The sequence below is a fragment of the Pseudomonas sp. Os17 genome (assembly GCF_001547895.1).
GTDB lineage: Bacteria > Pseudomonadota > Gammaproteobacteria > Pseudomonadales > Pseudomonadaceae > Aquipseudomonas.
Genome location: NZ_AP014627.1, coordinates 2,869,484 through 2,894,057, shown reverse-complemented (window position 1 = coordinate 2,894,057; position 24,574 = coordinate 2,869,484). Strand labels below are relative to the sequence as shown.

22 protein-coding genes are annotated in these 24,574 nt (G+C 65.5%); 12 read left to right on the top strand and 10 right to left on the bottom strand.

Features of this window, described 5'->3' with window-relative positions; all coding sequences use genetic code 11:
- Nucleotides 1-15 precede the first annotated feature (15 nt).
- On the top strand, nt 16-345 hold the full coding sequence (locus POS17_RS13115) for a hypothetical protein (RefSeq protein ID WP_060838947.1): 330 nt from the start codon (nt 16-18) through the stop codon (nt 343-345).
- Nucleotides 346-381: 36 nt separating this feature from the next.
- Here POS17_RS13115 and POS17_RS13110 read toward each other — a convergent pair whose 3' ends face one another.
- On the bottom strand, nt 382-813 hold the full coding sequence (locus tag POS17_RS13110) for an HD domain-containing protein (RefSeq protein WP_060838946.1): 432 nt from the start codon (nt 811-813) through the stop codon (nt 382-384).
- Between the two features lie 273 nt (nt 814-1,086).
- Here POS17_RS13110 and POS17_RS13105 point away from each other — a divergent pair, with 273 nt between their 5' ends.
- From POS17_RS13105 to POS17_RS13095, 3 genes are all read left to right on the top strand, one after another.
- Nucleotides 1,087-1,653 carry a GNAT family N-acetyltransferase gene (locus POS17_RS13105; protein WP_060838945.1) on the top strand — a complete coding sequence of 189 codons (567 nt, stop codon included), beginning with the start codon at nt 1,087-1,089 and terminating at the stop codon, nt 1,651-1,653.
- A gap of 137 nt (nt 1,654-1,790) precedes the next feature.
- Nucleotides 1,791-3,611, top strand: coding sequence for a serine hydrolase domain-containing protein (locus POS17_RS13100; protein ID WP_060838944.1), 1,821 nt, complete (start codon nt 1,791-1,793; stop codon nt 3,609-3,611).
- Between the two features lie 6 nt (nt 3,612-3,617).
- Nucleotides 3,618-4,418: a MipA/OmpV family protein gene (locus POS17_RS13095; protein WP_060838943.1), complete on the top strand. Its 801-nt coding sequence runs from the start codon at nt 3,618-3,620 to the stop codon at nt 4,416-4,418.
- Nucleotides 4,419-4,487: 69 nt separating this feature from the next.
- Here the strand turns inward: POS17_RS13095 and POS17_RS13090 are convergent, their stop codons facing one another.
- The 3 genes from POS17_RS13090 to POS17_RS13080 form a co-directional block, all read right to left on the bottom strand.
- Nucleotides 4,488-5,777: an ATP-binding protein gene (locus tag POS17_RS13090; RefSeq protein ID WP_060838942.1), complete on the bottom strand. Its 1,290-nt coding sequence runs from the start codon at nt 5,775-5,777 to the stop codon at nt 4,488-4,490.
- Nucleotides 5,778-6,488: a winged helix-turn-helix domain-containing protein gene (locus tag POS17_RS13085; RefSeq protein ID WP_060838941.1), complete on the bottom strand. Its 711-nt coding sequence runs from the start codon at nt 6,486-6,488 to the stop codon at nt 5,778-5,780. It abuts the gene before it with no gap.
- A gap of 171 nt (nt 6,489-6,659) precedes the next feature.
- Nucleotides 6,660-7,265: a tRNA-(ms[2]io[6]A)-hydroxylase gene (locus POS17_RS13080; RefSeq protein ID WP_060838940.1), complete on the bottom strand. Its 606-nt coding sequence runs from the start codon at nt 7,263-7,265 to the stop codon at nt 6,660-6,662.
- Nucleotides 7,266-7,556: 291 nt separating this feature from the next.
- Here POS17_RS13080 and POS17_RS13075 point away from each other — a divergent pair, with 291 nt between their 5' ends.
- Nucleotides 7,557-8,420: a universal stress protein gene (locus POS17_RS13075; protein WP_060838939.1), complete on the top strand. Its 864-nt coding sequence runs from the start codon at nt 7,557-7,559 to the stop codon at nt 8,418-8,420.
- A gap of 93 nt (nt 8,421-8,513) precedes the next feature.
- Here POS17_RS13075 and POS17_RS13070 read toward each other — a convergent pair whose 3' ends face one another.
- Nucleotides 8,514-8,981, bottom strand: coding sequence for a DUF1289 domain-containing protein (locus POS17_RS13070; protein ID WP_060838938.1), 468 nt, complete (start codon nt 8,979-8,981; stop codon nt 8,514-8,516).
- Between the two features lie 409 nt (nt 8,982-9,390).
- On the opposite strand from POS17_RS13070, the gene acnB reads away from it, so the two are divergent.
- Complete coding sequence (gene acnB / locus POS17_RS13065) at nt 9,391-11,991, top strand: bifunctional aconitate hydratase 2/2-methylisocitrate dehydratase (protein ID WP_060838937.1); 2,601 nt, start codon at nt 9,391-9,393, stop codon at nt 11,989-11,991.
- Between the two features lie 147 nt (nt 11,992-12,138).
- On the opposite strand, the gene POS17_RS13060 is transcribed toward acnB, so the two are convergent.
- The 3 genes from POS17_RS13060 to POS17_RS13050 form a co-directional block, all read right to left on the bottom strand.
- Nucleotides 12,139-13,821, bottom strand: coding sequence for a SulP family inorganic anion transporter (locus POS17_RS13060; RefSeq protein ID WP_060838936.1), 1,683 nt, complete (start codon nt 13,819-13,821; stop codon nt 12,139-12,141).
- Entirely contained in the window at nt 13,811-14,428 is a 618-nt protein-coding gene (locus tag POS17_RS13055) for a ParB-like protein (protein ID WP_060838935.1), read from the bottom strand. Before POS17_RS13055 ends, POS17_RS13060 begins: the two co-directional genes overlap by 11 nt.
- A 189-nt stretch (nt 14,429-14,617) precedes the next feature.
- Complete coding sequence (locus POS17_RS13050; protein WP_060838934.1) at nt 14,618-15,898, bottom strand: serine/threonine transporter; 1,281 nt, start codon at nt 15,896-15,898, stop codon at nt 14,618-14,620.
- A gap of 511 nt (nt 15,899-16,409) precedes the next feature.
- Between POS17_RS13050 and POS17_RS13045 the strand changes: the two genes are divergently transcribed.
- The 6 genes from POS17_RS13045 to POS17_RS13020 all read left to right on the top strand — a co-directional run bounded on the left by POS17_RS13045 (nt 16,410) and on the right by POS17_RS13020 (nt 21,916).
- A complete protein-coding gene (locus tag POS17_RS13045) occupies nt 16,410-16,949 on the top strand; it encodes a cysteine hydrolase family protein (protein ID WP_060838933.1) in 540 nt (179 codons plus the stop codon).
- Nucleotides 16,950-17,082: 133 nt separating this feature from the next.
- On the top strand, nt 17,083-17,478 hold the full coding sequence (locus POS17_RS13040) for a VOC family protein (RefSeq protein WP_060838932.1): 396 nt from the start codon (nt 17,083-17,085) through the stop codon (nt 17,476-17,478).
- Nucleotides 17,479-17,495: 17 nt separating this feature from the next.
- Nucleotides 17,496-18,446, top strand: a complete 951-nt coding sequence (locus POS17_RS13035) for a 2-hydroxyacid dehydrogenase (protein ID WP_060838931.1) — start codon at nt 17,496-17,498, stop codon at nt 18,444-18,446.
- Between the two features lie 254 nt (nt 18,447-18,700).
- Nucleotides 18,701-19,768 (top strand): phosphotransferase family protein, encoded by a 1,068-nt coding sequence (locus POS17_RS13030; RefSeq protein WP_060838930.1) that lies wholly within the window; start codon nt 18,701-18,703, stop codon nt 19,766-19,768.
- Nucleotides 19,769-19,807: 39 nt separating this feature from the next.
- Nucleotides 19,808-20,575, top strand: a complete 768-nt coding sequence (locus tag POS17_RS13025) for an SDR family oxidoreductase (RefSeq protein ID WP_060838929.1) — start codon at nt 19,808-19,810, stop codon at nt 20,573-20,575.
- A 231-nt stretch (nt 20,576-20,806) separates the two neighbouring features.
- Nucleotides 20,807-21,916: a Gfo/Idh/MocA family protein gene (locus tag POS17_RS13020; protein ID WP_060838928.1), complete on the top strand. Its 1,110-nt coding sequence runs from the start codon at nt 20,807-20,809 to the stop codon at nt 21,914-21,916.
- Between the two features lie 437 nt (nt 21,917-22,353).
- Here the strand turns inward: POS17_RS13020 and POS17_RS13015 are convergent, their stop codons facing one another.
- Together POS17_RS13015 and POS17_RS13010 are read right to left on the bottom strand one after the other, a co-directional pair.
- Entirely contained in the window at nt 22,354-23,790 is a 1,437-nt protein-coding gene (locus POS17_RS13015) for an FAD/NAD(P)-binding protein (protein WP_060838927.1), read from the bottom strand.
- Between the two features lie 13 nt (nt 23,791-23,803).
- Nucleotides 23,804-24,571: an ABC transporter ATP-binding protein gene (locus POS17_RS13010; protein ID WP_060838926.1), complete on the bottom strand. Its 768-nt coding sequence runs from the start codon at nt 24,569-24,571 to the stop codon at nt 23,804-23,806.
- Nucleotides 24,572-24,574: the final 3 nt, after the last annotated feature.

Below are 24,574 nucleotides of genomic sequence, written 5' to 3'. Positions count from 1 at the left end.
ACAAGGAGGTGGACCATGGACTCTTCAAGCAGTTGGTATCAAGACACCCAATTCGACCATGACATTTACGTGATGATCATCCGCGAGCCCAGCTCACCGAGCCTGTGTGCCCACCAGTCCGGCCCCAGCTTCAGCTACGTGGGACGCCTCACCGGCCATGGCCAGCACCCGTGCTTTTCCGTGCACTTTGCCTGCCCGCCCTACGGCAACGACTACACCAGCACCGAAGCCGCGCTGCAGGCCGGCCTGGCCCATGGCCGCGCGCTGATCGAACACTGGCGCACCCGGGGCAGCAAACCGCCGGCGCGCAACGCCGAAGTGGCCCTCTCCAGCTACAACAGTTGAATGCCTTGCAGGCCCCCGGCTGAGGAGCCGGGCCTGTCAGTCCGCCGCCAGTGAGTTCAGGTAGTGCATGGCCTGGCGGTACTTTTCCAGGCGCCGGAGGTCTTCGGCGCCCGGTTCGGGAATTCGCGACAGGTCGCTGTTATCCGCCAGGTCCGCAAGCTTGACCCGGCGAGCCAGGGGATTGGCCGCCGCGCGCCGGATGAAGGCCGGGTAATCCTCCCCCTCGACCTTGGTCAAGGCCGACAGCGCCGCCAGCACCGCCGCGGAAAAACCTTCGCCGCGCAGTTGCTCCAGGGTCACCGCGCTGTCCTCCAGCACATCGTGCAGCACCGCGACAATGCGCTCCTCGGGCCGCTGCAGACCCAGCATGACCCGCAGCGGATGCAGGATGTAGGGCGCACCGCCCTTGTCGACCTGCCCGGCATGGGCCTGGGCGGCGATGGCGATCGCCCGCTCCAGGCTGCTCATGAGCCGGTACCGCGGCAGGGAGAATGCACAAAGACCTGGGGCATGGCGGACCTCGAACGAAAAAATCGACCGCGCCATGATACCCCCCGGGCCGCGTACCAGGGCGAGCCCGCTCGGGTATCCGCGCAACCGGCCATTGATGCCGGGCCATGACCGATGATCGCCGGCCACCACGCGACTGCAGCAGACATTGATGTCGATCAAGCGCCCGGATCGGCGCCGGGTTAAAGCTTGGGGCAATTGCTTGTCCTTTGCCTTTCCGGAGACTTGATCATGTCCAGCACTGCTCTCGATATCCTCGCCCAACCGCCCTTTCCGGCCCAGCAAGGCCAATACTGGATCGACGCCCTGAGTGACGGCAGCCATGTGCTGATCCGCCCGCTGCGCCCCCAGGACCGGGATCGGGAAAAGGCCTTTATCGAAAACCTCTCCCCCGTCACCCGGCACCAGCGCTTTCTCGGTGAGGTCAAGGAAGTCGGCGATCAGTTGCTGGATCAGCTGATGGACGTCGGCACCCCGCAACGGGTGGCCTACGTGGCCCTGGTCCACGACAACGGCGAACTGCGGGAAATCGGCATCAGTCGCTATGCCCAGGTCGACGACCAGCCCTGGCGCTGCGAGTTCGCCGTGACCATTGCCGACCAATGGCAAGGCAAGGGCCTCGGCGCGCTGCTGATGCAGCACCTGATCGACGAAGCCCGCGCCAATGGCTTCCAGCAACTGTATTCGGTGGACAGCGCCGCCAACTACAGCATGCGCCGCCTGGCCAAACAGCTGGGCATGCGCAGCAGCATCGACCCTGACGATGCGACCCAGGTGATCCACAGCCTGGCCCTGTAACCGCCCACGCACCGCGCCTCGGCTTGAGGCGCGGTGCGCCGCTTAACACTCTTTGACAGTTTCCCGACAAAGCTGCCAAAGACTCCGCAAACGCCCTTCCCTAGCATCCGCCCATCGAATTTCCGGTCGGTTGCGGTATGTCTCCCAAACTTCTTCACCTGCCATTGCTGGGCGTGCTCCTGGGCAGCCTGGGCTGCAATGGCCAACCCCCTGCGCCGCCGACCATCGGCCGCGGCGACTACGCCAGCATCATCGGTTACCTGAAGCAGTACATCCCCCGGGAAATGGCCGAGCATCGGGTGCCGGGGCTGTCCATCGCCCTGGTGGACGGTCAGGAGCTGATCTGGGCGCGGGGTTTCGGTTTTGCCGACCAGGCCCGCGGCCTGCAAGTGACGGAAAACACCGCGTTTCGGGCCGGGGCCCTGTCGCAGTTGCTGACCGCCACCGCCGTCATGCAGCTGGTGGAACAGGGCCGCCTGCAACTGGACGCGCCCCTGCAGGACAGCCTGCGGGAATTCTACGTCCGCTCGCGCTTTCACCAGGACCAGAACGTCGCCGACCAGGCCGTGACCCTGCGCCGTCTGCTCAGCCACCAGTCCGGCCTGCCCACCGAATACCTGCGCGACCGTTACACCACCCAGCCCCTGGGCGAGCTGCCGGGCAAGGTCAGCGGCGTCTGGCTGACCCATTGCCCCGGCACCCAGACCGCCTACTCCAACCTGGGCTACGCCCTGTTGGGCGCGGCGATCGAGCGCAGCAGCGGTCTGGACTTCGAGCGCCAGTTGCAGAAAAGCCTGCTGCGCCCGCTGGGCATGAGCCAGTCGAGCTTCCTCGGCACCAGCCAGGCCCAGCCCTACCGCGCCCGGGGCTATGTCGACGGGGTCGGCAGCGCCGACGAACCGCTGCGCGACCTGTCCGCCACAGGCCTGTGGAGTAGCCCGCGGGACCTGAGCCGCTTTGTGCGGATGCTGTTTGCCCAGGGCCACTACAAGGACCGCCAGGTGCTGTCCCCGGCCTCGATCAGGGAAATGGGGCGGGCGCAGAACAACGGCAACCCGCTGGATTTCGATTGCCAGGTGGGCCTGGGCTGGTACCTCTCGCCCTGTGGCGAGGAGTGGGTCCGCCCGGGGATCCGCACCTGGCAGCACAGCGCGGTGGGCAGCGACTTCCAGGCCCGGGTCAGTGTGCTGCCGGAGCAGCAGCTGGCAGTGATCGTGATGAGCAATTCCGGCTCCGGTGAGGCCGTGGCCAAGCCGCTGGTGCCCAAGGTGCTGCGCATGCTGCTGCAGGCCCACGGTGCCCCCGCGGGCCAGAAGCGCGACGGCGCCCAGCCCCAGGAGCGGGTCACCGCGCGGCGCCGGGTTCCGGAAGCCGCCGACCGCCAGCACCTGGCGGGTTTCTATGCCACCGCCTGGGGCGTATTGCGCATTCGTGATCAGGACCAGCGGCTGTTCGGCGAACTGGCCGGCAAGCGCTTCGAACTGCTGCGCGACGAACAAGGCTGGCTGCGGGCCCAGAAAAAATTCCTCGGCGTATGGCTGCAGGACCTGGGTGACCTCGGCCGGGTGCAGCTGGACCTGGTGAACGTCCAGGGGCGCCGGGTGTTCACCGCCCGGCGTCACGGCCAGCTGCTGGCCATGGGCGAACGCGTCGATCCGGTTCCCCTGCCCGACAACTGGCTGGCCACGGTGGGCACCTACCAGGCCCTCAACGAGGACTCGGCCGCCCCCATCAGCGACATCAGCATCGCCGTGGAAGACGGCTTCCTGATGATCCGCAGCCTGCAACAGGGCCGCGTGCTCACCGATTACATCTTGGCCCCGCTGGACAACGCCCACGCCGTCATCGCCGGCCAGGGCCCGGGCCTGGGCGATACGGTGCGCCGCCAGATCAATGGCATCAGCGTCCTGGGCTACTCATTCAAGCGTTCCTACACCCACCACTACCTGAGGTTCTAAAGCCGTATGAAAACCCTGAAACGCACCACCTCCGTCACCCTCCTGGCCGGCACCCTGGGTTTGATCGGGGCGTCCCCCGCCTTGCACGCCGAGGACTGGAAGTTCAGCGTGCGCGGTGGTGCGGCCAGCGTGCCGCGCTACAGCGGCAGTGACGAACGCAGCATCGCGCCGATTCTCGGCGGCGAGATCGTCAGCCCCTACGGCTTCTTCCTGAGTACCGAAACGGGCCTGGGCTGGGGCAACGAATGGGGCGGCCTGTCCTTCAGCACCTGGGTCGGCGCCAGTGACGAGCGACGCGACAAGAACCACATGGGCCAGGGCTCCAAGCGCCTCAAGGGCATGGGCGAAATCAAGTCCCGGGCCCAGTTCGGCGCTCACCTGGGCTACGACCTGGGGCCGTTCGAGCTGGGGGCCACCGTGACTCACGCGCAGAAGAAAAATGACGATCGCGACACCGGCTCGGCCTACAGCCTGCTGCAACTGAGCATCGCCAGCACCCTGTACGAGGGCAGCCTGGGCAGCCTCGACGCCAGCCTCAGTAGCCTGTACGGCAACGCCGACTACATGCAGACCTGGTATGGCGTGAGCAGCACCCAGGCAGCCAACAGCCGCTTCAGCGCTTACCGCGCCAAGGGCGGCCTGGTGAGCAGCGGCGGCGACCTGACCTGGAGCCTGCCGCTCAATGAGCAGACCAAGCTCTCGACCCAGCTGTCGATGCAGTACCTGAGCAAGGAAGCCGGCAACAGCCCGATCGTCGACCGGCGCCTGCAGACGGTGCTGGGCACCCAGATCGAATACAGCTTTTGAGCTTCAAGCGGCAAGCTGCAAGCGGTGGCGTTTGGCTTGCCGCTTGTAGCTTGCCGCTTGCAGCTGCCTTCAATCCACATGCGCCCAGGTCATGCGGAACGAAGCCCCGCCCCATTCCGAATCCAGCACCTCGACCTTGCCGCCATGCCACTGACAGACCCGGCGCACCAGCGCCAGGCCCAGGCCGAAACCGCCGGTGCGCCGGTCACGACTGGCATCGAGGCGGGAAAACGGTTCGAAGATCTTTTCCCGCCCGTCCACCGGCACTCCGGGACCGTCATCGTTGACCCGCACTTCGTAGCCCTGCTCCAGGCGTACCAGGGACACCTCCACTCGCCGGTCGGCGTAGCGGATGGCATTGCGCAGCAGGTTGATCACCGCCCGGGCCATGAAGCGCGGCTCGATGCGCACGTAGTCCACCTGGCAGCAGCGGATCAGCAGCTGCACCCCGGCGGCCTCGGCCTCCAGGGCCACGCTGCCGACCACGCTGTCGAGCCAGTTCTGGGCCTGGATGTCTTCGCGACTGATCGAGGCCGCGCCGTGCTCCAGGCTGGCATAGGACAGCAGCTCGGAGACCATTTCCTCCAGTTCGCCAAGGTCGGCGTACATGTCGGCGATCAGTTCGCGGTTTTCATCCGGATCGGGCTGCTGCTGCAACTGGTCCAGCTCGAAGGACAACCGGGCAATGGGCGTGCGCAACTCGTGGGACACCGCATTGGTCAACTCGCGCTGATTGGCGATCAGGCCCTCGATGCGCGCCGCCATGCGGTTGAAGTGCTGGGCCAGGTCGCGGATGTTCGAGCGCCGTGACAGGTGCAGACGGGTGCTCAGGTCATTGCCGCCAAAGCGCTCGGCGGCCAGGCGCAGGCGCTCCAGGTCGCGCCAGTGCGGACGGACCCAGAAGTACAGGACGATGGCCAGCAAGGTGCCGAGCAAGGCATAGGCGGCGATGTTGTAGAGCAGGGTCAGCGGCGGGTCTTCCGGCAGCTTGATGCTCAGCAGCTGGGAGCCGCCGTCGATGCTGGAGATGAACTGGTTGAAATCATCCCGGACCACCAGCTGGTTGGAGCTCAGCAGCGCCCGCTCGCGCTCGTTGAGGTCCAGCTCGCCGGCCTGCACCAGCTTGAGCGCCAGCCCGTAATGGGGCTTGAGCAACTCCAACTGGTGCTTGCGTCCGGCCTCGTCGAAGGGCCGCAGTTGCTCACTGAGGCTGTAGGCCGGCCCGCGCACCGCGTCGCGGTTGTAGGCCTCGATCAGGTCGACCGCCAGGTAATTGAGGAAGATGTGTTGCACCGCGGTCATGGCCCCGGCAAAGCCAAGGGCCAGGAACAGGTAAAGCCCCAGAAACAGCCGCAGCATTCAAGCCTCCCAGGCGAATGGATTGAACAGGTAGCCCTTGCCCCACACGGTCTTGATGCACACCGGCTCGCGCGGATTGTCCTTGAGCTTGCCGCGCAACTTGCTGATGTAGACGTCGACGCTGCGGTTCAGGCCGTCGAACTCGATGCCGCGCATGCGATTGAGAATGTCATCCCGGGACAGGGTCTTGCCCGCCGCGCTGGCCAGCAGCCACAGCAGCTCGAACTCCATGGTGGTCAGTTCGATCGGATCGCCGGACAGGCGCACCTCGCGACTGCTGCGGTCGATGCTCAGCACGCCGAACTCCAGGGCGCCGCGCGAGGCGCTCGACTCCGGCACCTGGCGCCGTTGCAGGGCTCGCAGGCGCGCCAGCAGCACCGCCGGCTTGATGGGTTTGATCACGTAATCGTCGGCGCCGGATTCCAGGCCGAGGATGTGGTCCAGATCGTCTTCCTTGGCGGTGAGGATGACGATCGGGGTATCGGCCATGGCGCGGATTTCCCGGCACACGTGCAGGCCGCTCTGACCCGGCAACATCAGGTCGAGCACCACCAGTTTCGGTTTGAATTCGAGATACGCCGCCAAGGCCACATCGCCCCGGTGCACCGTCAACACTTCAAAGCCATGCTGGGACAGGAAATTGGCAATCAGCCCGGCGAGCTTCTCGTCATCTTCCACCAGCAGGACCTTGCCAAGCCCCAGGTTATCCATACCTACCCGTTCGCGAACGCAGAGTTTTGAGTGCGCGCATTATAGAGGGGCCAAGGTTAAAAAAAGGCTAAGGCCGCAGCAAAACCGGGGGCTTATCGCGGTTTTGCGCAAAGTTTCATTCTTTTAAGAGTTTTTAACAATTTGCCCCTGCTTTTACACAAGGGCAGTGCCTTACCAGGCCGGCACGCCACTGTGGAAGCGGAACTCCGGGTCCGGGGACTCGATCAGTTCCTGCTCGGCAGCCCGCACCTTGTCGATCACCTGGGCGATATCCTTGGCGTCGCCGTACTGATAGGCCAGCTTCAGGTAGCCCTGGTAGTGCCGGGCCTCGCTTTTGAGCAGGCCGAAGTAGAACTTGCCCAGTTCTTCGTCCAGGTGCGGCACCAGGGCTTCGAAGCGCTCACAACTGCGGGCTTCGATGAAGGCGCCGACCACCAGGGTGTCCACCAGCTTCACCGGCTCGTGGCTGCGCACCACCTTGCGCAGGCCGGAGGCATAGCGCCCGGCGTGCAACTGGCGCAGTTCGACCTTGCGTCTCTTCATCAGGCGCATGACCTGCTCGTGGTGCACCAGCTCTTCCCGGGCCAGGCGCGACATCATGTTGATCAGGTCGACATGGGAGTGGTACTTGGCGATCAGGCTCAGGGCGGTGCTGGCGGCCTTGAACTCGCAGTTCTTGTGGTCGATCAGCAGGGTTTCCTGATCGGCCAGGGCCGCCTGGACCCAGGCGTCGGGGGTCCGACAGCCGAGGAAGTCATGAATTTCCGGGAGGTTCATCGGCGCATTTCCGAACAATCCGCCAGCGCAAGGCGAGCAATGGCGGCACTATCAGTGATCGATAACATGAGGCTCACGAGACAAATAAGGCTTCACAGCGAAAGGCTGGCGATTATACCGGCCACGCCGCAGACCACCAGCGGCCGCGCTTGATATGCATCAACATGCGGCGCGGGCCCCAGCATCTATAGTTGTGCACGCCAGGGTCTGTTCCCGCTTGGTGACGAGCCGCGTTGCCGGGCCAAACGGGAACAGACCCTAGCCGTTCATCCCTCTCCTGGAGACCCGATCATGCAAAGTATCCGCAGCATCCTGGTGGTCATCGATCCCACGCCTGGCGAAAGTCTCGCCCTCAAGCGCGCCAAGCTGATTGCCGGGGTCACCCAGGCCCATCTGCACCTGCTGGTCTGCGACAGGAAGCACGAGCATTCGGCGCTGCTCAGCGTGCTCAAGAGCAGCCTGATCAGCGAAGGCTACAGCGTCACCACCGAGCAGGCGTGGAACGAGAGCCTGCATGAAACCATCATCGACGTGCAGCAAGCCGAAGGCTGCGGCCTGGTGATCAAGCAGCACGTTCATGAAAACCCGCTGAAGAAGGTCCTGCTGACCCCGGCGGACTGGAAGCTGCTGCGCTACTGCCCGACCCCGGTGCTGCTGGTCAAGACCGCCACCCCCTGGGCCGGCGGCGTGGTCATGGCGGCCATCGACGTTGGCAACATGGACGGCGAGCACCGCACGCTGCATGCCAGCATCGTCGACCATGGCTTCGACATCGCCAGCCTGGCCAAGGCCCATCTGCACGTGATCAGCGCCCACCCGTCACCGATGCTCTCGGCCGCCGATCCGGTGTTCCAGCTCAAGGAAACCATCGAGAAGCGCTATCGCGAAGCGTGCAAGGCGTTCCAGGCCGAGTTCGAGATCGACGACGCTCACCTGCACATCGAGGAAGGTCCGGCGGATGTGCTGATTCCCCATATGGCCCACAAGCTGGGGGCCGTGCTGACCATCATCGGCACCGTGGCCCGCACCGGGCTGTCGGGGGCCTTGATCGGCAACACCGCCGAGGTGGTGCTCGACTCCCTGGACAGCGACGTGCTGGTGCTCAAGCCGGCGGACATCATGGATCACCTGGAAGAAATGGCGGCCAAGGCCTGAGCCCTCCTCCCACCTGCAGCAGCCCGCTTGCTGGCGAACAGGCCCACCGCCTTCGCTGGCAAGCCAACCCCGACAGAACCATTGGCGAGTGACTCAGCCCAGCGCGTCCTTGAGAAAACCGGGGGCGATGTAGCGCTGGTAATGGGCTTCTGACAGGAGGAAGAATTCCCGATCGATGGCGTCGCGCAACTCCGGCAGGCCCCAGTCGCGGAACTCCGGCAACAGCACCATGCCGTAGGCGTCGAGCTGGTTGATCACCCGCGCGCCCCGGGCAATCAGCTGGTAGGCCCAGCAATACTCGGACTGGTGCGGCACGAAACGGATCTTGCGCTGTTCCAGCTGCCCGCGCAGGCGCGCCGGGTCGAAGACTTCCAGCTTGGCCGCCATCACCTGCACCAATAGTTGCTCAAGACGCAGCCAGACCGCGCGTTTCTCCTCTTCGTTGTAACCATTCCAGTTGATCACTTCGTGGTGGAAACGCTTGCAGCCACGGCACACCAGATCGCCGTAGACAGTGGAGCAGAGGCCGACGCAGGGGGTCTTGATGGTCTGATTGGGCATAGATAGACAGCACGCGCAAAAGCAAAACAGGCCGGCATGTTAGCCCTTTGTCTAAGATTGATCACCCCTCAAACTTTAATACGCCAACTTACGTTGAGACTTTTTTTGCCGTAGAATCAGCCAGCCTTTTTAGGCGCCAATGTCCGTTTGAAGCTGTTTTCAAAGCGTCACGAGCACAGTCGTTCCTTCAGAGCGGTGTTGGCGAGGGGTTTTTCCAGCGGGGAAAAATCCAGCGCCAACCCTCATCAGCTCCCCGTTCTGCAGGCGTAAAACTTTGAAAGCAGCTTCTGTAAGGAATTGTCGGTAATTCTGGCTAAGTGGCCCACAACGCCACGCAGCGCATGAGTACGGCAATTTCGGGATGAGCGTCCCGGACACCCATTTGGGACCACTGATGAGGGTAATAACTGTGCTTGAAGCCTACCGCAAACATATCGAAGAGCGCGCAGCACTGGGTATCGTTCCCCAGCCGCTTAACGCCGAACAAACTGCAGGCCTGGTCGAGCTGCTGAAGAATCCCCCGGCTGGCGAAGAAGCTTTCCTCGTTGACCTGATCACCAATCGCGTTCCACCAGGAGTCGACGAAGCCGCCTACGTCAAGGCCGGTTTCCTCTCCGCTCTGGCCAAAGGTGAAGCCACCTCTCCCCTGATCGACAAGAAGCGCGCCGTTGAACTGCTGGGCACCATGCAGGGCGGCTACAACATCGTGACCCTGGTGGACCTGCTGGACAACGCCGAGCTGGCGCCAGTGGCTGCCGCTCAACTCAAGCACACCCTGTTGATGTTCGACGCTTTCCACGATGTCGCGGAAAAAGCCAAGAACGGCAACGTTCACGCCCAGGCCGTGCTGCAATCCTGGGCCGACGGCGAGTGGTTCAAGAACCGCCCGGTACTGGCCGACAAGATCAGCCTGCGGGTGTTCAAGGTCACCGGCGAAACCAACACCGACGACCTCTCCCCGGCACCTGACGCCTGGTCCCGCCCGGACATCCCGCTGCACGCCCTGGCCATGCTGAAAATGGCCCGTGACGGCATCGTGCCGGACGTGCAAGGCTCCATCGGCCCGATGAAACAGATCGAGCAGATGCGCAACGACGGCTTCCCGATCGCCTACGTCGGCGACGTGGTCGGCACCGGTTCGTCGCGTAAATCGGCCACCAACTCGGTTCTGTGGTTCTTCGGCGACGACGTTCCTTACGTGCCGAACAAGCGTGCCGGCGGCTTCTGCTTCGGCAGCAAGATCGCTCCAATCTTCTACAACACCATGGAAGACGCCGGCGCCCTGCCGATCGAATTCGACGTGTCGAAGATGAACATGGGCGACGTGATCGACCTGTACCCGCACGCTGGCAAAGTCACCAAGCACAACAGCGACGAAGTCCTGGCCACCTTCGAAATGAAGACCCCAGTGCTGCTCGACGAAGTTCGTGCCGGCGGCCGTATCCCGCTGATCATCGGCCGCGGCCTGACCGAGAAGGCTCGCGCCGAGCTGGGTCTGCCACCGTCCGACCTGTTCAAGAAGCCTGAAGCCCCGGCTGAAAGCACCAAGGGTTTCACCCTGGCGCAGAAAATGGTCGGCAAGGCTTGCGGCGTGACTGGCGTTCGCCCAGGCACCTACTGCGAACCGAAGATGACCACCGTCGGCTCCCAGGACACCACCGGTCCAATGACCCGTGACGAACTGAAGGACCTGGCTTGCCTGGGCTTCTCCACCGACCTGGTGATGCAGTCGTTCTGCCACACCGCGGCCTATCCGAAGCCGATCGACGTCACCACTCACCACACCCTGCCCGACTTCATCATGACCCGTGGCGGCGTGTCCCTGCGTCCGGGCGACGGCATCATCCACAGCTGGCTGAACCGCATGCTGCTGCCGGACACTGTCGGCACCGGTGGTGACTCCCACACCCGTTTCCCGATCGGCATCTCGTTCCCGGCCGGTTCCGGCCTGGTGGCCTTCGCCGCCGCCACTGGCGTCATGCCACTGGACATGCCGGAATCGATCCTGGTTCGCTTCAAGGGCAAGCTGCAGCCTGGCGTCACCCTGCGTGACCTGGTCCACGCCATCCCTTACTACGCGATCCAGAAAGGCCTGCTGACCGTCGAGAAGAAAGGCAAGAAGAACGCCTTCTCCGGCCGCATCCTGGAGATCGAAGGTCTGGAAACCCTGACCGTCGAGCAAGCCTTCGAACTGTCCGACGCCTCGGCCGAACGTTCGGCAGCCGGTTGCACCATCAAGCTGTCCAAAGAGTCGATCGCCGAGTACCTGAAGTCCAACATCACCCTGCTGCGCTGGATGATCGGCGAAGGCTACGGCGATGCCCGTACCCTGGAGCGTCGCGCTCAAGCGATGGAAGCCTGGCTGGCCAACCCAGAACTGCTGGAAGCCGACAAGGACGCCGAGTACGCCGAAGTCATCGAGATCGACCTTGCCGACGTCAAGGAGCCTGTGCTCTGCGCGCCGAACGACCCGGACGACGCTCGCCTGCTGTCCAGCGTCGCTGGCCAGAAGATCGACGAAGTGTTCATCGGCTCCTGCATGACCAACATCGGTCACTTCCGCGCGGCCGGTAAGCTGCTGGACCAGGTCAAGGGCCAGCTGCCAACCCGTCTGTGGCTGTCGCCGCCGACCAAGATGGACGCTCACCAACTGACCGAAGAAGGCTACTACGGCATCTACGGCAAGGCTGGCGCGCGCATGGAAATGCCGGGCTGCTCGCTGTGCATGGGTAACCAGGCACGTGTAGAGCCGAACTCGACCGTGGTGTCGACTTCGACCCGTAACTTCCCGAACCGTCTGGGCGATGGCGCCAACGTCTACCTGGCTTCGGCCGAGCTGGCGTCGGTGGCTTCGATCCTGGGTCGCCTGCCGACCGTCGAGGAGTACATGGAATACGCCGGCAAGATCGACAGCATGGCAGCGGACGTGTACCGCTACCTGAGCTTCGACCAGATCGCCGAGTTCCGTGAAGCGGCCGCCAACGCCAACATCCCGGTGGTGCAAGCCTAAGGTTGTAGCGTTGTAAAAAAGAACGCCGCGTATTCCACGATACGCGGCGTTTTTTTATGCCCTTGGCCGGTGCTGACGCCCCTGCCGGCTATTGCGCCCTGCGCTCCGGCGCCACAGGCCGGACGCGATACGCGAAGGCGCCAAGACTCAATGCCAGAGTCCCGCCTGGGCCTGACCGCTCCAGCCCTGCAGGCTTTCCTGCAGGGTGTCGTCGACACTGGTGCCACTGAGCAACACCTGATACCCGACACTCGATGGCAAGGCCGCCAGGGCATCCTTGGCCCTGTGCTTGAGCCGGGCCAGGGCCAGATGCTTGTGCTCCAGGCTGACCTGGCGGAAGAACGCGTCCAGGGCTTCGATGCTGGTCCCGTCCAGGTCCGGCGACTCTTCCAGGCTGAGGATGACGGTGTGAATCGGCGCCTGCACCTGGCGGATCAGGCGCAAGGCACCGCCCAGGATGCGCTCGGCGTTGGCGAAGAACAGCGCCTCCCCCGGTCGCAGGATCAGCACGCCCGGCACTTGCCGCGCCTGGGGATGGCGGTTCAGGTCGACAAAGTCATGACCGCTGCCCAGTTGGCCGAGGATCTGGATATCCGCCGCCGACAGCTGGCGCAGCATCAGCAGAATGCTTACCCCCACCGACAGCAACAGACCGTCCAGCACCCCCAGCACCAGCACCGCGGCGACCGCGCAGATCACCAGGAAGCGATCCCGGCGCCAGATGAAGTAGCGCCCCAGAGGCTGCAGGCTCAGGCCATGGCCCAGGGCATACATGACGATCGCCGCCAGCACCGGCTCCGGAGTCAGCGCGATGTAGGGCAATACCGTCAGCACGATCAGCAGCATCACCGCCGCCGCGGTCAGCCCCGCCAACCGCGAGCGCGCCCCGGCCGCCTCGTTGGCGGAAGTCGCCGAGTAGCCGGCACCGGCCGGCATGCCGTGAAACAGCCCCGACACCAGGTTGGCGGCGCCCAGGGCCAGCAGGTCACGGTTGGACGACACCCGGTCGCCATGCTTGAGGGCCAGGGCACTGATGGAGCCGTAGGATTCGGCGTAGAGGATCATCACCAGGGCAAAGGCCAGCTCCCCCAGGCGCAGCCAGTCGGCAAAGGGCAGGTCCGGCAGGCTCGGCACCTCCAGCTTGAGCTCGATGACACCGATCAGCGCCACCCCGTGGGACGGCAGGTCGAGCCATTGTCCGGCGCCAATGCCAATCACCACCGCCACCAGCCCGCCGGGCACGTAGGGAATCCGCGAACAGATCGCCAGCACCAGCAAGGCCAGGGCCGCCACCGCCACGCCCGCCCAGTTCCACTGCGGCCATTGCTCGAGCAACTGCGGCAGGAAGCGCACCAGGTTGCCGGTGCTCAAGTGCACCCCGACCACGGTGGCGAACTGCTTGAGGATGATGGTCACCGCCAGGCCGAAGGCAAAACCGCGCAACACCGGCTTGGCAATGAACGCGGTGACGCCGCCCAGGCGAAACAGCCCCGCCAGGATAAAGAACGCCCCGGTGAGCAGCACCAGGGCGAACCCCAGGCTCAGGCGCAGTTGCGCATCGCCATCGGACAGCGACAGGGTCGCCGCTGCCAGCACCGCCGCCGACGACGAGGTGGCCGATACGATGGCAAAGCGGCTGGTGCCGAACAGGCCGTAGCACAACAACCCGGCGAACAGGGCAATGACCCCGGCCTGGGGCGGCAAGGCGGCGATGCTGGAATAGGCCACCGCTTCGGGCAGCAACAGGCCGGCGATGGACAAGCCGGCCAGCAGGTCGCGGCTGCGCCGCGGTGCGAGAGTGGCAGCGAGCTGCCCTGGATCAGTCGACAATCTGGCCCACCCATCCTGGCAAGTAACGTGCGTCCTGGCTGCGCGCCAGTTTCAGGGCCCGGGCCTGAACCTTGGCCCCCAGCTTGCCCAGCGCCTCGCGGTCGAGGCGCCGGCGAAAAAAGTCCGCCCAGAGAAATTCGCTGAACGGCGTGGTGTCCTTGGCAAAACCGCCGGCGCGCCGCAACAGGCCGGCCAGGCTGCGATAGGGATCATCCTGCAGGTCGAGGAGGCGCGCGGGAATCTGCTCGAAAGCGCGCCGCACGCCCTGGGCATCATAAGGATGAGCCCATTGGTTGAACGCCATCACCTCCCAGAAACTGCCCGCGTCGACAAAGGACAGGTCCTTGAGCACCAGCAACGGCACCTCCTTTACCTGTTCCTGCAGCAGGGCCATGCCGAAGTGATGATGGTCGACGATGTAATAGCGCTGCCGAGGGCCCAGCACGCAGGGGAACCAGTGATCCTCCAGGGCTGCCGCCCGCGCCTTGCGCTTGAGCTGCTGCCACATCCGGCGCTTGGCCTCGACTTCGGCCAGGCCCACCGTGAGTTGGGTCGGGTGCAGCGTATCCAGGCGGGCGCGAATCAACTGCGGGTGAGCACGGGCCATGCAATGACTCCAGACAGGCACAAAATCGTCAGCTTAGACCTTTATTCAAGGCCGCAGACGATCACGGTCAATGCCTTGAACGACAACGCCGCCGATGCTGTGAAGCAACGGCGGCGTTGTCTGTCGAAGCGGGCTTGAGCCCTCCCTTTCGCCGGCACGCCGGCTCCTACCGGGAGGGCGCCGCGGCACTCAGGAGAGCAGCGAGTACACCAGGGCGGTAATCGCCACCAGGCCCACCAGGGTCACGAACACGTTGGACGCCTGGCCGCGATAGCGGGCCATGGCCGGCACCTTGCGAATGGCGTACATCGGCATCAGGAACAGGATCGCCGCGATGACCGGGCCACCGAGGGTTTCGATCATCCCCAGGATGCTCGGGTTGAGGGTCGCCACCGCCCAGCAGATCACCAGCATGAACGCCGCGGTCACGCGGTCCAGGGCCTTGGCCCCGGGACGCCGGCCGCTCTTGACGATCAGCCCCTTGAGGCCTTCGCTGGCACCGATGTAGTGCCCCAGGAACGACTTGGCAATGGCCACGAAGGCAATCAGCGGCGCGGCGAAGGCGATGGTCGGGTTGCTGAAGTGGTTGGCCAGGTAGGACAGGATCGACAGGTTCTGCGCCTTGGCTTCCGCCAGTTGCGCCGGCGACAGGGTCAGCACGCAGCTGAAGACGAAGAACAGCACCATGGCCACCATCAGCAGGTGGGCGCGGGACAGGATCTGCGAACTGCGCTCTTCGGCGTGCAGGCCGTAGCGACGCTTCTGGTCCACGGCAAAGGCCGAGATGATCGGCGAATGGTTGAACGAGAACACCATGACCGGGATCGCCAGCCACAGGGTGTGCAGGAAGGCCGAAGGTGCCGGCACGTCACTGGCGGTGGCGAGGATGCCGCCGTTCCAGTGGGGAATCAGGAACACCGCGAGGAACCCCAGGGCAACGATGAACGGGTAGACCATCAGGCTCATGGCCTTGACGATCACCTGCTCGCCGCAGCGCACCACGGCCAGCAGGCCGAGGATCAGCACCAGGGACAGGATCGCCCGCGGCGGCGGCGCGATGTGCAGCTGGTGCTCCATGAAGCTGCCGACGGTATTGGTCAGGGCCACGCTGTAGATCAGCAGGATGGGGAAGATGGCAAAGAAGTACAGCAAGGTGATCAGGGCACCGGCCTTGATCCCGAAATGCTCCTCCACCACCTCGGTGATGTCCGCGCCATCGCGACCGGACAGCACGAAGCGGGTCAGGCCGCGGTGTGCAAAGAAGGTCATGGGGAACGCCAGCAGCGCCAGGATCAGCAGCGGCCAGAAGCCGCCGAGGCCGGCATTGATGGGCAGAAACAGGGTACCGGCACCGATGGCGGTACCAAACAGGCCCAGCATCCAGGTGGTGTCTTGGCGGTTCCAGCTGCTCAGGGTCGCTGGGGCCGCCGTTTCAAAGCGTTGATCAACGCTGTTGGCCTGATCATTCATCCGGTGGGATCTCCACATTCCGGTCATTTGCCATTCGGTCAGGGCGCGTCGGAGTACCCGACAGACAGAACCCCGACCGAAACAGAGGGGGCGCGATTGTCCGGGATTCCGCAGGCGCTGCATAGACTCAGCTGAGGAACGGTTTGTGCGCTGCAGATATTTTTTTACTGGATGGCGAAGCGTCTGGCCCGGCCCTCTCGCGCCCCCACCCGGGTCCCGAAAGAGCGCTTTTGCCAGCGCCGGGGTCCGCCGGGGCGATGCAGGTTCGATGAATCCGCTCGCCGACGAGGCGGCCCCCGCGGGGTTGCGTTGACAGGGCTCACGGACAGACGGCATGATCGGACCCCATGAATATCTACGCGCTCAACCCTACCTCTACCACCACGACTGCTTCCGGCGGGTCGTGTGGTGGCTGTGCAGGGTAAGGCAAGCACAGTAAAACCAAGGCCCCGCCAGCAATGGACGGGGCCTTTTGTTTCTCCGTCCAACTGGCACTACAAGGAGAGACAAGATGCCTTTATCCAACGCCAAGCGTGCCCTGCTGGTCATCGACATGCAGGTCGGCCTGTTCAACGGACCGGACAAGCCCTACAAGCGCGAACAGACCCTGGAAAACATCAATCAGCTGATCCGCCGCGCCCGCCAGGCCGGGGCGCCGATCTTCGCCGTGCGCCATACCGGTCCTGCCGACTCGCCGATCGCCGCCGGCAGCCCGTTCTGGCAACTGCTGCCGACCCTGGAAGTGGATGAAGAGCTGGACTGCGTGCTGGACAAGACCCGCCCCAGCTGCTTTGTCGGCACCGGGCTGGCCGAGCGCCTGCAGGAGGCCCAGGTCCAGGAGCTGGTGATCGTCGGCATGAAGACCCAGTACTGCGTCGACGCCACTTGCCGCGCCGCCGGCGACCTGGGGTTTGCCGCGCTGCTGGTGGAAGACGCCCACACCTGCATGGACACTCCCGTGCTGGGGGCGAAAAAAATCATCGCCCACCATAACGCCACCCTGAACGGCCCCTTCGTGCGCCTGATCAAGACCCCTGACGTGAGCTTCTGATTCAAAGCGCTTCCGCCACTGCCCCGGGGACGCCGATGTGCGCGTTCGGCCCCGGGAACAGTGCCGGCCGATTGCCAAAATCCCCTGCAACCCCCACCCTTGAGCCCTCGCCCCTGCCCGTATGGAACCCTCCATGAGCGCCACGACGATCGCCGGCTGCCTGCTCTACAGCCTTGATCCACCTGCCCTCGCCCGCTTCTATGCCGAACTGCTGGGCTGGCCCATCACCGAACAGCAAGCCGATGACCAGCAACTGGCCCACCAGGGCTTCGAGCTGACCCTGGTTCAGGTGCCGCCAGCGATTGCTGCGCGCATCGTCCTCCAGGAACCGCCGCTGCCCCGCAGCGATTGCGCCTGCAAGCCGCTGTTCCAGGTGGACGACCTGGCCCGGGCCCGGCAACGCGCTGCCAAGGCCGGTGGTTGGGTGTACGAGGCCGAGCGCGAATGGCAATTCAAGAACGCCCGGGCCTGCGACGGCATCGACCCGCAAGGCAACCTCTTTCAATTGCGCCAACCCCTGCCCCACTAACCCACGAGGAGTACGCCATGCGCGCCACCGTCCTGGTCCTGGTTGAAAACGTCAACGCCTACCTGCCGCACCTCGAAGACCTGGGTTTCAAGCTGATCCTGGCGCCCACTGCGCAAGCCCGGGCCCAGGCGATCCGGGACCACGCCGGGCAGATCGACGCCGTGCTGACCCGCGGCCCCCTGGGCCTGACCGGGGCGGAGATCGCCGCCCTGCCCCGGTTGCAGATCATCTGCGTGATCGGCGCCGGCTATGAACAGGTCGACCTGCAAGCGGCGAGCAACCGCGGGATCGCCGTGACCAATGGCGCCGGGGTCAACGCGCCCTCGGTGGCCGATCATGCCCTGGCCCTGCTGCTGGCCCTGGTGCGCGGCATTCCCCAGGCCGATGCCGCGGTGCGCCAGGGCCAGTGGCCAAAAGTCATGCGCCCGTCCCTGGCCGGCATGCGCCTGGGCATCCTCGGCCTGGGTGCCGTGGGCCAGGCCATTGCCCGGCGCTGCGCCCTGGGGTTCGACATGCCGGTGAGTTATCACAGCCGCCAGCCCCGCGCGGACCAGCCTTATCGCTTCTGCCCGACCCTGGTGGAACTGGCCCGCGACGTGGATGTGCTGGTGATCGCCACCCCCGGCTGCGCCGAGACCCGGCACCTGGTGGACCATCAGGTGCTGGAGGCACTGGGCCCCGAGGGCTTTGTGGTGAACATCGCCCGGGCCAGCGTGGTGGATACCCACGCCTTGCTCCAGGCCCTGCAGCAGCGGCGGATTGCCGGGGCCGCCTTGGATGTGTTCGACGACGAGCCCCAGGTCCCGGACGCCTTCAAGGTTCTCGACAACGTCGTCCTCACGCCCCACGTCGCCGGCCTGTCGCCCCAGGCCAGCCGCGACACCGTGGAGAGGGTCGGCCACAACCTGCAGGCCCACTTCGCAGGCCGGCCGCTGCTGACCCCACTGGTCCTGCCGCCCGCGAACTGACACCGCCCCGAGCAGCGCCTATGCTCCCCCGCTGGCGGGTGTGGGAGCTGGACGCGATCTACCCGCCCGCCTCGACCGCCCTTGCTCCTGCGGGATTGGCGGCCGGGCGAGGCAAATTCAAACGCTTGTATCAAAAGCAATGATTGTCCGGCAACACGCGCACCTATAAAGGCCCGCGGCGATTGTGAGCGGCCGGTAGGCGCATTAGATTAGCCAATAATCTCTGGCCTCCAGAATAAGCAGAAGGGATAAGCATGGCGCTTACAGACCAGTCCACCCGTACTCGCTCCGGCGAGGAACTTGACGCCAACCTGATCGATCCGTACCTCAAGGCCCACATCCCCGGCCTCAGCGGCACGCCGCGGATCAGCCAGTTCCCGGGCGGGGCTTCGAACCTCACTTACCTGCTGGAATACCCTGACCAGGAGTTCGTCCTGCGGCGCCCGCCGTTCGGCCACAAGGCCAAGTCGGCCCACGACATGGGCCGCGAGTTCCGCATTCTCAACCAGCTCAGGGACGGCTTCCCCTACTGCCCCAAGGCGTACGTGCATTGCACCGACGAGTCGCTGATCGGCGCCGAGTTCTATGTCATGGAACGGGTCAAGGGCATCATCCTGCGCTCCGACCTGCCGGCGGAGCTGGGCCTGGACGCCGGCCAGACCGAGGCCCTGTGCAAGAGCTTCATCGACCGCTTCGTCGAACTGCACCGGGTCGACTACAACGCCTGCGGCCTCGGCGACCTGGGCCGCCCCGAAGGCTATGTGCAGCGCCAGATCAAGGGCTGGAGCGAGCGCTACGAGAAGGCCCTGACCCCGGATGCCCCGCACTGGGACACCGTCAAGGCCTGGCTCAACGAGAAGATGCCCGCCGACCACCCGACCTCGAGCATCGTCCATAACGACTACCGCTTCGACAACGTGATCCTCGACCCCAACAACCCGATGCAGATCATCGGCGTGCTGGACTGGGAGCTGACCACCCTGGGCGATCCGCTGATGGACCTGGGCAACAGCCTGGCCTACTGGATCGAAGCCGCCGACCCGGCGCCGGTGCAACTGATGCGGCGCCAGCCGAGCAACGCCCCGGGCATGCTCACCCGCCGGCAATTCGTCGACTACTACGCCGAGCGCTCGGGCATCGAGATCGGCAATTTCGACTTCTACTACACCTACGGCCTGTTCCGCCTGGCCGGCATCGTGCAGCAGATCTACTACCGCTTCTACCACGGCCAGACCCAGGACAAACGCTTCGCGCAGTTCATTCACATGAACAAGCTGCTGGAGCAGATGAGCCTGCAGGTCATCGACAAATCCAGCCTCTGACCGCGCCCCGGCGCTCGACAACCCAACCAGGGAAAAACCATGTCCAAGACTCAGTTGTTCGACCTCGACGGCAAGATCGCTTTCGTTTCCGGCGCCAGCCGCGGCATCGGTGAGGCCATTGCCAAGTTGCTGGCCCAGCAAGGGGCCCATGTGATCGTGTCGAGCCGCAAGCTCGACGGTTGCCAGCACGTCGCCGACGCAATCATCGCCGCTGGCGGCAAGGCCACCGCGATCGCCTGCCACATCGGCGAAATGGAGCAGATCAGCCAGGTCTTCGCCGGCATCCGCGAGCAGTTCGGGCGCCTGGACATCCTGGTCAACAACGCCGCCACCAACCCGCAGTTCTGCAACGTCCTGGACACGGACCTCGGGGCTTTCCAGAAGACCGTCGACGTCAACATCCGCGGCTACTTCTTCATGTCGGTGGAAGCCGGCAAGCTGATGCGCGAGAACGGCGGCGGCAGCATCATCAACGTGGCCTCGATCAACGGCATCTCGCCGGGGATCTTCCAGGGCATCTACTCGGTGACCAAGGCCGCGGTGATCAACATGACCAAGGTCTTCGCCAAGGAGTGCGCGCCGTTCGGCATCCGCTGCAACGCCCTGCTGCCGGGCCTGACCGACACCAAGTTCGCCTCGGCGCTGGTGAAGAACGACGCCATCCTCAAGACCGCCCTGGCGCAGATCCCCCTCAAGCGCGTGGCCGACCCCAGCGAAATGGCCGGCGCGGTGCTGTACCTGGCCAGCGACGCCTCCAGCTACACCACCGGTGTTGCGCTGAACGTGGACGGCGGCTTCCTCTCCTGAGGCCTGCTTGCATCTCCAGACAGGCAGCCCCCGGGCTGCCTTTTTCTTGTCCTGCGGGCGCTGACTGGCCAACGAACAGCCACTTGAACCCGGCGCTCGCCTCACGACGCCTTTTGCCGGCCAGCCGGCGCCTGCAGGGCCGCCTCGAAATTTTAATTCCAGCAATTGCAATTAAAGAATATTTATTCCATAACTAGCACTCCCTAGAACAATAATTCTGCAGGAGCGGTTATGGACGAACTTGGCATTGGCTTGATCGGCACCGGCTTCATGGGCCGGGCCCACGCCCTGGCGTTTCGCAGCGTCGGCGCGGTGTTCGAACTGCCGGTGCGCCTGCACCTGGCCGCCCTGGCCGATGCCGATGCGCAGCGCGCCGAACACTGCGCCGGCGCCTGGGGCTTTGCCCGGGCCCATAGCGACTGGCAAGGATTGATCGCCGATCCCCGGGTCAATCTGGTGGCCATCACCACCCCCAACCATTTGCATTTCCCCATGGCCATGGCGGCACTGGCGGCGGGCAAGGCGGTGTACTGCGAAAAACCCCTGGCGGTCAGCGTCGAGCAGGCCCGGCAGATGCACCACGCGGCCCAGGCCGCCGCAGTGGTGACCCGGGTCGGCTACAACTACCAGCACAACCCGATGATCGTCCTCGCCCGGCAACTGATCGGCCAGGGTGAGCTGGGGCAGTTGGTAAGCTTCCAGGGCGAGTTCAGCGAAGACTTCATGGCCGACCCGGATTCGCCCTGGTCCTGGCGTTGCGACCCGCAGCACGCCGGTGGCGCCCTGGCGGACCTGGGCAGCCACCTGCTGGCCATGGCGCGCTTTCTCATGGGGCCGGTGCAGGCGGTGTGCGCCGACACCCAGACCGTGCACCGGCAACGCCCTGTTCACAGCGCCAGCCAGCAACGTCGCGGCATAGAAGTCGACGATCAAGCCCACGCCCTGCTGCGCTTTGCCAATGGCGCCCGAGGCTGCGTGAGCAGCAGTTGGATCAAGCACGGCTACAAGAACCACCTGAGCTTCGAGATCAGCGGCACCCTGGGCACCCTGGCCTTCGACCAGGAACGGCTCAACGAACTGCGCCTGTACCGGGTCGGACAGAAAGGCTTCCAGCGCCTGCTGGCAGGGCCCGACCTGCCCGGCTACGCCGCCTTCAGCCCGGCCCCCGGGCATCAACTGGGCTACAACGAACTCAAGACCCTGGAGGTTCACGAACTGATCATGGCCCTTTGCGGCCAGGGCCGAGACGGCACGGATTTCGCTGAAGCCTGGGAAATTGAACGCCTGGCCGCGGCAATCCGCACCGCCGCCCAGGAACAGCGCTGGGTCCCCCTCCTGTAGCCGCTGCTGAGCCCGCGAAGCTGCGCACAGGCCCAAAGGGCCTTGCCTGACGATCGCCCGCCGATCTTGGCCGGCCTCAAGATCCCCGCGTCTCCTGCGGAGCCGTTCGCAGCCTGCGGCAGCGGCTACACCCCCCGATCGGCATTGCCTGTAGCCGCTGCTGAGCCACGGCGAAGCTGCGCAAAGGTCCGCAGGACCTTGCCTGACGATCGCCCGCCGATCTTGGCCGGCCTCAAGATCCCCGCGTCTCCTGCGGAGCCGTTCGCAGCCTGCGGCAGCGGCTACACAACCCCGATCGACATTGCCTGTAGCCGCTGCTGAGCCACGGCGAAGCTGCGCAAAGGTCCGCAGGACCTTGCTTGGCAGTCGCCCGTAGCACCCGCAGCAGCCTTTAGTGCGCCGCGGCCCTGCGGGCCGTTCGCAGCCTGCGGCAGCGGCTACAAGGGCAATGCGGCCAGGCGCGCGGCCAGGGCCTTGGCTTGCAGGGCGACGTCGGTGACCGCGGTGCTTTCCCACCACAGGCCGCGCAACGGCGGGCCCAGGGCAAACAGGCGCGCGGATGCCTGGCCCCGGGCATCGTGCACGGCGCCGTCCGCCGTGGCGCTGATGCCCAGGGCCAGCGGACCGGGGGTGACCAGGCCGCGAGCCAGCAGTTGCTGCGGCAAGGGCCGCGCCACCCGGCGCCAGTCGTATTCGATGCCGCTGGAGTTGATCAGGGCATCGCCCGGTACGCGCACGCTGTCCGGGCTGCCGCGATAGCGCAGGCGGATCGCCAGGCGGCCGTCGGCGCCCGCCTCCAGCCCCTGGTAGCACGCGGCATGCACCCGCAACCGGCCTTGCTCCTGCAGGCGCGCCACCAGCGCCGCGCTCAAGGGCGGCGAGCGATGGTGATGGCTCTCCCACCAGGGCCGCACATGACGCACGAACTGGCGTTTCTGCGCTTCGCTGGCCTGGCTCCACAAGCGCCCGATATGGGCCCGCACCGTGTCCAGCGGCGCTTGCCAGTCGATGCCCCGGGCCTGCGCCGCCTGGCACTGGCGCCGCAGCGCCCGGAACAACTGCCGGGGGCTGCGCAGGCTCGGGTCGGCGGCGAGAAAATCCTCCCAGGCCGGCGGCTGGCGACGCACGTGCGGCAGCAGCCCATGGCGGGAGAACACTTCGATCGGCCCGCGATGCCCGGCCTGCTCCAGGGACACCACGGCGTCGACCATGGTCAGCCCGGAGCCAATGATCAGCACCGTCGCCCGGGGATCGAGGCGGGCCATGGCGGCCACGTCCCAGGGGTCCAGCGCGGCGGCGTTGAGGCCGCTGGACCGGGTCTGTGGCGTGCGCGCCGCGGGGAACATGCCCGTGGCCAGCACCGCCCGCGCGCCCCGCAGTTGCCGGCCATCGGCCAGGGTCAGGAGCACGCCGTCAGGTTCGATTTCCAGGTCCACCGCTTCGCCCTGCACATGGCTCACCGAGGAGCCCTGCCCCCGGCCCTGCGCTTGCGCCTCGGCCAGCCGCTGCTGGACATAGACGCCAAACAGTCCGCGGGGCGGAAACAGTTCGCTGACCGGCACATGCTGGCGATCCGACTCGGGCCAGCCGCCCTCGGCAATGTGCCGGGTCAGCCACTGGGTCAGGTCATCAGCGTTGTCCGGGTCGACGCTCATGCGCGCGGCGTTGCCGTTCAGGGTGTGCCCCAGCTCCACGGCGCTGTAGGCCTCGCCACGCCCCAGTTCGTTGCGCGGCTCGATCACCAGGATCCGCCGCCGGCCCGGCCGGCGCAGCAATTGCGCGGCCAGCAAGGCGCCACTCAGGCCTCCGCCGACAATCAGAATGTCCGCATCAGGGTCGGCCGGGATGGTCGGTGGGGTGTGGTTCTGGCTCATGGCATGCTCGCGGTCAGTGTTTGCCCAGGTAGAAATCCTGCAGATCGCCCCGGGCCAGCAACTGCTCGGCGGTGCCGGACAGGGCCACCCGTCCGTTGTCCAGCAGGCAGGCGTGGGACGCGTACTTGAGCGCCAGATTAATGCTTTGCTCGGCGATCAGAAAACTCACCCCCGCCTCGCGATTGAGCTGGGCGACGATCTGAAAAATCTCCTGGACGATGATAGGCGCCAAGCCCATGGAAGGTTCGTCCAGCAGTACCAAAGTAGGATGGGTCATCAACGCCCGGCCGATGGCCAGCATCTGCTGCTCACCACCCGAGGTCAGGCCGGCACGCACCCGGCGCTTGGTCAGCAGCCGCGGAAACCAGTGGTAGATGCGCTCCAGATCCTCGGCCAGCTGCCGACGGCCAAGGCCGCGGACAAAGCCGCCACTGCGCAGGTTGTCCTCCACGGTCAGCTGGCCGAACACGTGCCGCCCCTCCAGCACATGGACCATGCCCTGGCGCACCCGGCGGCTGGGGTCGACCCCGGCCAGGTCCTGCCCGGCGAAGCGGATGCTGCCCCGCCCCAGCTGGGCCCGCTCGGCCCGGCCCAGGCCGGAGATGGCCTTGAGGGTGGTGCTCTTGCCGGCGCCATTGGCCCCCAGCAAGGCGACGATCGCCCCCCGGGGCACGTCCAGGGACACCCCGGCCACCCCGAGGATGGCGCCGTCGTAGATCACCTCGATGTCCTGCACCTGCAACAGGTGCTCGGCCGCGGTGGCCGTGGCGCTGTGGCTCATGCT

What these genes read in the sequence shown, in the direction of transcription:
- POS17_RS13110 (WP_060838946.1), bottom strand. Translation starts at nt 813, where the DNA reads ATGAGCAGCCTGGAGCGGGCGATCGCCATCGCCGCCCAGGCCCATGCC.
- POS17_RS13055 (WP_060838935.1), bottom strand. Translation starts at nt 14,428, where the DNA reads ATGGCCCGTGCTCACCCGCAGTTGATTCGCGCCCGCCTGGATACGCTG.
- POS17_RS13025 (WP_060838929.1), top strand. Translation starts at nt 19,808, where the DNA reads ATGTCCAAGACTCAGTTGTTCGACCTCGACGGCAAGATCGCTTTCGTT.
- POS17_RS13100 (WP_060838944.1), top strand. Translation starts at nt 1,791, where the DNA reads ATGTCTCCCAAACTTCTTCACCTGCCATTGCTGGGCGTGCTCCTGGGC.
- POS17_RS13035 (WP_060838931.1), top strand. Translation starts at nt 17,496, where the DNA reads ATGCGCGCCACCGTCCTGGTCCTGGTTGAAAACGTCAACGCCTACCTG.
- POS17_RS13015 (WP_060838927.1), bottom strand. Translation starts at nt 23,790, where the DNA reads ATGAGCCAGAACCACACCCCACCGACCATCCCGGCCGACCCTGATGCG.
- POS17_RS13050 (WP_060838934.1), bottom strand. Translation starts at nt 15,898, where the DNA reads ATGAATGATCAGGCCAACAGCGTTGATCAACGCTTTGAAACGGCGGCC.
- POS17_RS13030 (WP_060838930.1), top strand. Translation starts at nt 18,701, where the DNA reads ATGGCGCTTACAGACCAGTCCACCCGTACTCGCTCCGGCGAGGAACTT.
- POS17_RS13045 (WP_060838933.1), top strand. Translation starts at nt 16,410, where the DNA reads ATGCCTTTATCCAACGCCAAGCGTGCCCTGCTGGTCATCGACATGCAG.
- POS17_RS13095 (WP_060838943.1), top strand. Translation starts at nt 3,618, where the DNA reads ATGAAAACCCTGAAACGCACCACCTCCGTCACCCTCCTGGCCGGCACC.
- POS17_RS13010 (WP_060838926.1), bottom strand. Translation starts at nt 24,571, where the DNA reads ATGAGCCACAGCGCCACGGCCACCGCGGCCGAGCACCTGTTGCAGGTG.
- POS17_RS13040 (WP_060838932.1), top strand. Translation starts at nt 17,083, where the DNA reads ATGAGCGCCACGACGATCGCCGGCTGCCTGCTCTACAGCCTTGATCCA.
- POS17_RS13075 (WP_060838939.1), top strand. Translation starts at nt 7,557, where the DNA reads ATGCAAAGTATCCGCAGCATCCTGGTGGTCATCGATCCCACGCCTGGC.
- POS17_RS13070 (WP_060838938.1), bottom strand. Translation starts at nt 8,981, where the DNA reads ATGCCCAATCAGACCATCAAGACCCCCTGCGTCGGCCTCTGCTCCACT.
- POS17_RS13115 (WP_060838947.1), top strand. Translation starts at nt 16, where the DNA reads ATGGACTCTTCAAGCAGTTGGTATCAAGACACCCAATTCGACCATGAC.
- POS17_RS13020 (WP_060838928.1), top strand. Translation starts at nt 20,807, where the DNA reads ATGGACGAACTTGGCATTGGCTTGATCGGCACCGGCTTCATGGGCCGG.
- POS17_RS13080 (WP_060838940.1), bottom strand. Translation starts at nt 7,265, where the DNA reads ATGAACCTCCCGGAAATTCATGACTTCCTCGGCTGTCGGACCCCCGAC.
- POS17_RS13105 (WP_060838945.1), top strand. Translation starts at nt 1,087, where the DNA reads ATGTCCAGCACTGCTCTCGATATCCTCGCCCAACCGCCCTTTCCGGCC.
- POS17_RS13090 (WP_060838942.1), bottom strand. Translation starts at nt 5,777, where the DNA reads ATGCTGCGGCTGTTTCTGGGGCTTTACCTGTTCCTGGCCCTTGGCTTT.
- POS17_RS13085 (WP_060838941.1), bottom strand. Translation starts at nt 6,488, where the DNA reads ATGGATAACCTGGGGCTTGGCAAGGTCCTGCTGGTGGAAGATGACGAG.